The 7,658-nt window shown below is 60.1% G+C and carries 8 protein-coding genes; 4 read left to right on the top strand and 4 right to left on the bottom strand.

Annotated elements, in window-relative coordinates:
* From ACR0AD_RS20795 to fahA, 3 genes are all read left to right on the top strand, one after another.
* The coding region (locus ACR0AD_RS20795; RefSeq protein WP_480489471.1) for a homogentisate 1,2-dioxygenase domain-containing protein at positions 1-422 on the top strand (422 nt) is incomplete at its 5' end.
* On the top strand, positions 422-1,057 hold the full coding sequence (maiA, locus tag ACR0AD_RS20790; protein WP_480489470.1) for a maleylacetoacetate isomerase: 636 nt from the start codon (positions 422-424) through the stop codon (positions 1,055-1,057). The genes ACR0AD_RS20795 and maiA, both read left to right, overlap by 1 nt.
* A 7-nt stretch (positions 1,058-1,064) precedes the next feature.
* Complete coding sequence (gene fahA / locus ACR0AD_RS20785; RefSeq protein ID WP_480484933.1) at positions 1,065-2,324, top strand: fumarylacetoacetase; 1,260 nt, start codon at positions 1,065-1,067, stop codon at positions 2,322-2,324.
* A gap of 119 nt (positions 2,325-2,443) precedes the next feature.
* Here fahA and ACR0AD_RS20780 read toward each other — a convergent pair whose 3' ends face one another.
* Genes ACR0AD_RS20780 through ACR0AD_RS20765 form a run of 4 tightly spaced genes read right to left on the bottom strand, consistent with a single transcriptional unit; the run spans position 2,444 to position 5,943 of the window.
* Positions 2,444-3,586 carry a saccharopine dehydrogenase family protein gene (locus tag ACR0AD_RS20780; protein WP_480489469.1) on the bottom strand — a complete coding sequence of 381 codons (1,143 nt, stop codon included), beginning with the start codon at positions 3,584-3,586 and terminating at the stop codon, positions 2,444-2,446.
* Positions 3,587-3,589: 3 nt separating this feature from the next.
* Positions 3,590-4,645 carry a saccharopine dehydrogenase gene (locus ACR0AD_RS20775; protein ID WP_480489468.1) on the bottom strand — a complete coding sequence of 352 codons (1,056 nt, stop codon included), beginning with the start codon at positions 4,643-4,645 and terminating at the stop codon, positions 3,590-3,592.
* Between the two features lie 14 nt (positions 4,646-4,659).
* Positions 4,660-5,274: a glutathione S-transferase family protein gene (locus ACR0AD_RS20770; RefSeq protein WP_480489467.1), complete on the bottom strand. Its 615-nt coding sequence runs from the start codon at positions 5,272-5,274 to the stop codon at positions 4,660-4,662.
* A gap of 18 nt (positions 5,275-5,292) precedes the next feature.
* Complete coding sequence (locus tag ACR0AD_RS20765) at positions 5,293-5,943, bottom strand: histidine phosphatase family protein (RefSeq protein ID WP_480489466.1); 651 nt, start codon at positions 5,941-5,943, stop codon at positions 5,293-5,295.
* Positions 5,944-6,082: 139 nt separating this feature from the next.
* Between ACR0AD_RS20765 and ACR0AD_RS20760 the strand changes: the two genes are divergently transcribed.
* Positions 6,083-7,279: a Zn-dependent hydrolase gene (locus ACR0AD_RS20760; protein ID WP_480489465.1), complete on the top strand. Its 1,197-nt coding sequence runs from the start codon at positions 6,083-6,085 to the stop codon at positions 7,277-7,279.
* Positions 7,280-7,658: the final 379 nt, after the last annotated feature.

Raw genomic sequence — 7,658 nt, 5'->3', positions numbered from 1 at the left:
CATCTCCACTCTCTGATGGTTACGATGAGCCTGAAATCCTCCGCTACGCAATCAACCTAGTCTGTTCCATGGGTGCTGATGGCGGACACCGTCCGCCGTGGTATCACAAGAACATCATGTCCGAACTAATGGGCAACATTTACGGCCAGTATGACGCCAAACCGCAGGGCTTTATCCCCGGCGGCGTCAGCCTGCACAATATGATGTTGCCGCACGGGCCAGACCGCGACGCGTTCGAGGGTGCCTCGAACTCGAACCTTGGGCCTGAAAAGCTGGACAACACCATGTCCTTCATGTTCGAGACCCGCTTCCCGCAGCACCTGACAGCCTTCGCCGCGAACGAAGCCCCGCTGCAGGACAATTACATCGACTGCTGGGACAGCCTTGAGAAGAAGTTCGACGGGACGCCAGGTAAGAAATGATGGGTCTTAAGTTATATACCTATTGGAGATCGACTACATCCTATCGGGTGCGTATCGCATTAAATCTGAAGGGTGTGCCGTTCGAAAGCTGCCCGGTCAATCTGGTGAAAGGCGAGCAAAGAAGCGCAGCCTATCAAGCGATGAACCCCGGCAAGGGGGTGCCTGTGTTAGAGATTGAGGATGGCACCAAGTTGACCCAATCTCTGGCTATCCTTGATTATCTTGACCGCGCCTATCCCGACCCGGCGCTTCTGCCGGACGACCCGATTGCGCGGGCCAAGGTGATGGCGGCGGCGCATGTGATTGCGCTGGACATCCATCCGGTGAACAACCTGCGCGTTGTTCAACATTTGGACGGGATGGGGCACAGCAAAGCGGAAAGTGTGGACTGGATGGTCCACTGGATGAACGAAGGTCTGACCGCGTTTCAGGCTATGCTGCCCAAAGGCACCCGCTTTTCCTTTGGCGACATGCCATCGCTTGCGGATATCTGCCTTGTATCGCAGCTTTACAACGGGCATCGCTGGGGTGTGGACATGACGCCCTTTGCGCGTCTGACCGAAATCGAAGAAACCTGTCTGGCCCTGTCCGCCTTCGCCGATGCGCGACCCGAGGTACAGCCGGATGCCGAGTGAGGATCACATGAGCCAACTGAAAAAGTCATGGGTGGACAGCGCGAACTCTGCCGAGACCCCCTTTCCCCTGAACAACCTGCCTTATGGTGTGTTTTCGACCTCAGACAGCGCACCGCGCTGTGGCGTGGCCATCGGGGATATGATCCTTGATATGCACGCAGCCGAAGAAGCTGGCCTGATCGAGATTGGTGATGAACCCGTTTTCGACGTGCCCTTCTGGAATGAATTGATGGAGCAGGGATCGGACGCATGGGCCGCCCTGCGCGCCCGTCTGGAACAGCTGCTGGGCGAGGCTTCGACCGAACGTGACACTGTAGAGCCTCTGTTGGTCGCCCAAGCCGATGCCGAGCTGCACATGCCGTTCCTTGTGTCCGAATACACCGATTTTTATGCCGGTCGTCAGCACGCCGCGAACATGGGCGCGATCCTGCGCGGCTCGCCCGAACTGCCGGCCAACTGGCTGCACATTCCGATCGGTTACAATGGTCGCGCGTCTTCGGTTGTGATCTCGGGTACGCCGATTCACCGCCCGAACGGTCAGCGCAAAGCGCCCGACGCCGAGATGCCCAGCTTTGGCCCCTCGATGCGTTTGGATATCGAGCTGGAAATGGGCGCCATTGTTGGCAAGCCGTCCGAGTTTGGCCAGCCGATCACCGTGGATGAAGCCGACGACATGATCTTCGGCTATGTGCTGCTGAACGACTGGTCCGCGCGTGACATCCAAGGCTGGGAATACCAGCCGCTTGGACCGTTTCAGGGCAAGGCGTTTGGCACCTCGATCAGCCCCTGGATCGTGACCGCCGCCGCGTTGGAAACGTTCCGTGCGCCAACGCCCGAACGCGAGAAAAAGCTTCTGCCCTACCTCGACGGCTCAAAGGACGGCCTTTACGACATTGAGCTTCAGGTGCTGATGCAGCCTGATGGAGCCGAGAAGGCGAGCGTCGTTGGCGAAACCAACTACTCCCGCATGTATTACTCGGCCGCCGAACAGCTCTGCCACCACGCCATCGGCGGCTGTGCGATGAATGTGGGCGACCTTCTGGGGTCTGGCACGATCTCAGGCCCAACCAAGACGGAATACGGTTCTCTGATGGAGATGAGCTGGGCTGGTCGCGAGCCCTTCACGCTCGATACCGGCGAAACCCGGACTTTCATCGAAGACGGAGACACCCTGACCCTGCGCGGTTCGGCCAAGGGCGAAGGCTTCCAGATCGGCTTTGGCGATTGCGTCGGGCAAATCCTGCCCGCCGTTAACTGGCCCAGGTAAGTGGCGAGCAGGGCAACATCGGTTGTTCCGCACCCGCCGTTTGAAAACCTGTGATCCTGCTCGATCATGTTGTTCAAAAAAGCCATTCCGGTGTATCTGGAATGGCTTTTTTGGTGCAATCAGGCCGTATGATCCACGATCTGCAAGTGCTGGGCCAGTCGGTCGATCTCGGCCATCCAGCCTTGTACCAGTTTTGGGTCGCTTGGGGCTGCGTGAACGCCTGCCGGGATGGCGCGGTTCATAACGGCCTCGACGGCAAGTGAAACCGGGATCGATACCAGACGCGCCATTGCTGTGCCGCGCTCATCGCCCCAGGCGTCCATGACATAGGTCTTGTGCCATACAGGAACGCCGTCTTTCTCGGCTTTCAGTCCAACACACAGCACAACGCGGTCGGGCTCACCTTCGTCATAGGCGTTTTCGCTCCAGAACTGGTCGGACATCTCTTTCAGACGCGCATCCCCTTCCGGGCCCGACAGGGTTTCGATTTCACGGAACACGTCCGACCACGCATCCGCCCAACCGTTCAGGCGCAGGGTGCCACGGACGAATTCCCTGACGGGCCAGTGATCCTCGAACTGGTACTGCGCCTTGAACGGGATCGAGTCGCGGTTGGGATAGACCTCGAAACTTTCCGGCGTTGGCAGTGGCGCGACATAGCTGCTGATCGCATCCCACGGGCGGGCAACGTCCAGCGGGGCATAGTCGCGGATCGACTTCGATGGTGACCGAAGCGCCTTGAGCACACCCAATGGTGACCAGCTGAACTTATAGCGGAACGGATTCGGGATCTTGGGTATGCCACCGCAATAGGAAATGAAGCTCAGGTGGTTTTGCGGATCGAACGCATCCGAGGCGCGATAGTCATCGACCAGCGCATGCGCCATCAGGTGGTCGATGCCCGGGTCCAGACCAACTTCGTTGACCAGCGCCACACCGGCCTCGCGCGCCTTGTCGTCCAGTGCGCGCATTTCGGGCGCGATGTAAGACGACGACACGAAATTGGCCTGTTTCGCAATCGCCAGTTCTGCCAGTGGTACGTGCCAGTCGCCCGGCAGCATGGACACGATCACGTCGCCCTTCTCAAGCACACCACCCAGAGCGTCGATGTCGAAGGCGCGGATATCGTTGGTTAGGTCCCCAACCTCGGCCCTGGCTTTTTCGACCGTCCGGTTCCAGACAGTGACCTTGTGACCGCCCTCGATCAGACGGCGCAGGCCGGGGATGGCCGACAGGCCGGTGCCACACCAGTGAATCGTCATCGCTCAGATCCCTTCGATATGTGTTTTGTAAGTTGCTTCTGCCCGACCCCAGACGCCGCTGTCCAGATCGGTCAGGGTCAGAAGCGACGGCAAAAGCTGTGCCGCATAATCTTCCGAACTTTCGACCGGCAGCATCGACGGCAGGTTATCGATGGCCATCACGTCCATCACCGGATCGGTTGCCACGCGCAAAGCGGGCGCGTCCCATGTGGTTGCACGGTCATAGACCGGCACCGGGTTGTAATCACTGTCCGGGTCGCAGGCGACATCGCCGATAGCGGTCAGGGTGCGCGGGGCAGTCAACGCCTCACGCGGAACAAAGACCGGGGTTCCGGGGCGCGCGAAGATGCAGTTCAGGAACAGGTCGTGGTCCAGAATTTCCGGAAACGGTCCGCCGCTGGCGGTTTCCGCCATGTCCCATTTGGTGACGTCGACGCCCATCGCGTCGCACAGGTCTGCGGCCCCCGTACCCACGCGACCCAGTGCACCGATCACGATGGCGCGGGGGCGTGGGGCTCCGGTGGCGTCCAACTCGGCCAGCAATTCAGCGTTCAGAACGTCTTTGCCTGCATATACTCCAACCGGCGGGCATGCGTCGCCCCGTTGCTGTGCCGCCCACGTCTTGAGCGTTACCGCAGCACCGGCATACCCGGCCCAGTAACCAAAGGCGGCAACGCGGCGGCCATCTTCGCTCACCAGATATTCCAGATCATAAAGCGTGCCGCCCCCGGCCTTGAACCGCTCCAGCAGCGCACGACCCGAATGCTGGCCCTTATAGGCATGGCCGAACATGATGTGGCGATGGGGCAGGGGGGTGCCATCTTCGGGCAGTTCCTTGAGGCCAAAGATGATCGCGTCCAGCGGGGCCTCGGGCCACGAATTCTCAGCCGCGATTGCACAGCCAGCGTCCTTGTAGCCATCAATCGGAATGGCGCGGACATAGCTTTCCTCAACCGTCACGCGGATACCTGCGGCGATCAGTGCTGCGGCTCCTTCGGGTGTCAGCCCCACCCGTTCCTCGTTCGGGCGCTGTTCCGCCCTGACCCAGAGATGTGTCATCTTAGTTCCTTTTGTCAGAGCATCCCGGCAGCGCGCACCGCCTGAACCGAAGGCCGTGCCTCCATCGCCTCGCGGAAGGCGATGATCCTGGGAAAGGCCGAGACATCGACGCCGTCGCCTTCCAGCCAGCTGCAAACCACATAAAGATAGGCATCGGCCAGAGAGAACGCGTCCCCCAGAACAAACGGCCCGCGCAACCCGTTTGACGAGATATAGTCGCAAGATGCGGTCATCGTTTGCGCCACCTTGTCCGTCATGTCTTTCCAGCTGGATTTCTTGTCGGCCCAGCGATGCCCGCGCAGCTTGTGGGCGTGGTTCACATGCATGGTCGAGGCCAGATAGAACATCACCTCGCGCATGCGGGCGGCCATGACCGGATCAGCTGGCACCAATTCGGCCTCGGGTGCCTTGGTCGCAATATATTCCAGCAACGCGCCGGTCTCGGTCAGGATGCCGCCATCAACCACCAGCGCCGGAACGCGCCCCTTGGGATTGATCTGCTTGTAGGCCGGTTTTGTCTGTTCCCCATCGGCAAAGTCCAGCTTGATCGCTTCATAGTCCAGCCCGGCTTCTTCCAGAGCAATCGCAACAGCGACCGAGATGGTTCGGGGTGCATAATAAAGCTGCATCGGGGATCTCCGATCTGGTTAGAGGTGGGTTTGCGCGAACTGCCGGTCGGGTGCTTCCAGATGCGGCACCGCATTGAACAGGACCGGGCTCAGCTGTGCGCCAATCGGGTGCAGACGATGCATCGACGTGTTCATGATGGCAAGGGCCACCCGCGCCATCGACGGGATGTCCAACCCCATCGCCTGCCGCACCACCATCGAGATCAACCCGCCCGAGGTCACGACAATGGCCGGTCCGCCCTCGGTCCCGATCTCGTGCAGCGCGTCGCGAACACGGGCTTCGAACGCATCGAAGGATTCCGGCGCGTTCTCGATCTTTCCGCTGGCCCAGGCCGCGAAGGTTTTGGGCAGGTGTTCGACAAATCCCTCGCGATCGGTCGGGATTTCGACGCCGTGCTGTTCTTCGAACAACTGTGCAAGGGTGAAATACTCGATCTCGTTCAGCCGTGCGTCACAGACAGGATCAGCCAATCCCATGCTGGTCACCGTCTCGGTATGGCGGGTCAGGGTGCCACAATAGACGCGTGTATAGTGGCTGCGGGTGTCACGCAGATGCGCGCCCAGCCAGCGGGCCTGTTGATGGCCCAGATCGCTCAGCTTGTCATAGCTTGCTTCGTCGCGCGCCGTCGTGTTTGCCTGCCCGTGGCGCACCAATGTGATATGTGACATGTCGCTCCCTCTTGCGCCGAAGTCTTAGGGCAGGTTCCCTGCCGGGACCAGAGGGGTTTCTTGATCTCACCGGAAAAACATTCGCAGCTGTCCGGTTTCTGGCTATGGTCGCCCTGACCAACTGCGCCCGGAGGGATTCATGGCCGTCGACCACACGCGTTTTCTGGATGATCTGCACAAGCTGCGTGAATTCGGTGCCTCAGGTGTGGGCAAAGGGGTCATCCGACCAGCCTATTCCAAGGCGGATATCGCTGCGCGCCAATGGCTGGCGGACCGTATGGCCGATGCAGGTCTGACACCGCATTTCGACCCGGTCGGCAACCTGTTCGGGTTGGCGCCCGGTCGCTCTCTGCTCATGGGGTCGCATTCCGACAGCCAGCCCGAAGGCGGCTGGCTGGATGGCGCGCTCGGCGTGATCGCCGCGCTGGAGATCGCGCGGTCCAGCGACCAGCCGATCTCGGTCGTCAGTTTTCAGGACGAAGAAGGCTGGTTCGGTGTGACCACGGGCTCGGCGGTCTGGTCCGGCGGTCTGCCGCTGGACAAGGCCGATGTGTTGACCGACGGTTCTGGCGTCAGCTTTGGCGAGGCCCGATCTTCCATGGCGGATCTGTCGCAGGGTTTTGTCGATCCCGCGCGGTTCAGCGGTTTTGTCGAGATGCATATCGAACAGGGCCCTTCTCTGGACGCTGCGAACGAGCAGATCGGTGTCGTCACCGATATCGTCGGCATCCGGGACATGTCGGTCACTTTCGAAGGGCAGCAGAATCACGCGGGCACCACACCGATGCATTTGCGCCGGGACGCGTTTCAGGCGTTGTCACTGTTCAACACGCGCCTCAACGAACGGTTTCGCAACGTGGTGACACCACAAACCGTCTGGACCATCGGTCGGGTCGATCTTCACCCCAATGCGTCGTCCATCGTGCCGGGTCGGGCGCGGTTCTCGATGCAGTGGCGCGATGGCGATCCGGATCGGCTGTCGCGGATGGAGGAGATTATCCGTACCACAGCGCAGGAAATAGCCAGCGAACAGGACATGGTGCTGACCTACGGCCCTTTGCTCGGGTTGGAACCCGTCACGATGGATCAGACGCTGCGCGCGGCGCTGGAACATGGGGCCGAACAGGTGGCCCCTGGCAAATGGCGCAGGATGCCGTCGGGCGCGTTGCACGATGCCACAAACGTGTCGCGCCTGATGCCCGTTGCGATGCTGTTCGTGCCCTCAATCAACGGTATCAGCCACGATTTTGCCGAAGATACCGCCGAAAGCGATCTTGTCGCCGGGCTGAGGGTGCTGGATCTCGCAGTGCAGTCACTTGACGGACAGGCGCGATAAGGTGCAGGCAAAATACCGTTTTTTCAGGCCATTGCAGTCGGCTTGCCTGGTGTTATCGTCGCGTTCAAAGCTTTGATCGGCAAACCCTTGCAGAGGCCAAATGACAAATGTTGCCTAACGGAAAAAAGTTTCCTATAGGAACGCAATGGATGCATACGCCCGTATACAGACTTGCCCCACAGGCGGCGCGTCGGTTCGCAAGTTGACCGGAATCGTTGCAATATTGACTACTTGAGGCAGACTGACGGGAATGCGTTCCAAACCGAAAGATACGAAAAGGTATCCAAGATGACCGAGATTAGACGCACGTCGCTTTTTGGGCTTCACGTTGAGTTGGGCGGCAAGATGGTTGATTTTGCCGGGTGGGAGATGCCGGTTC

The organism is Ruegeria sp. BH8 (assembly GCF_056538065.1).
The sequence above is the reverse complement of the archived record's forward strand: the minus strand, read 5'-3'. Positions and strand labels throughout refer to the sequence as shown.

Bases quoted from the DNA above. Each gene is read 5' to 3' on its own strand.
- maiA (WP_480489470.1), top strand. From the start codon at position 422: ATGGGTCTTAAGTTATATACCTATTGGAGATCGACTACATCCTATCGG.
- fahA (WP_480484933.1), top strand. From the start codon at position 1,065: ATGAGCCAACTGAAAAAGTCATGGGTGGACAGCGCGAACTCTGCCGAG.
- ACR0AD_RS20780 (WP_480489469.1), bottom strand. From the start codon at position 3,586: ATGACGATTCACTGGTGTGGCACCGGCCTGTCGGCCATCCCCGGCCTG.
- ACR0AD_RS20775 (WP_480489468.1), bottom strand. From the start codon at position 4,645: ATGACACATCTCTGGGTCAGGGCGGAACAGCGCCCGAACGAGGAACGG.
- ACR0AD_RS20770 (WP_480489467.1), bottom strand. From the start codon at position 5,274: ATGCAGCTTTATTATGCACCCCGAACCATCTCGGTCGCTGTTGCGATT.
- ACR0AD_RS20765 (WP_480489466.1), bottom strand. From the start codon at position 5,943: ATGTCACATATCACATTGGTGCGCCACGGGCAGGCAAACACGACGGCG.
- ACR0AD_RS20760 (WP_480489465.1), top strand. From the start codon at position 6,083: ATGGCCGTCGACCACACGCGTTTTCTGGATGATCTGCACAAGCTGCGT.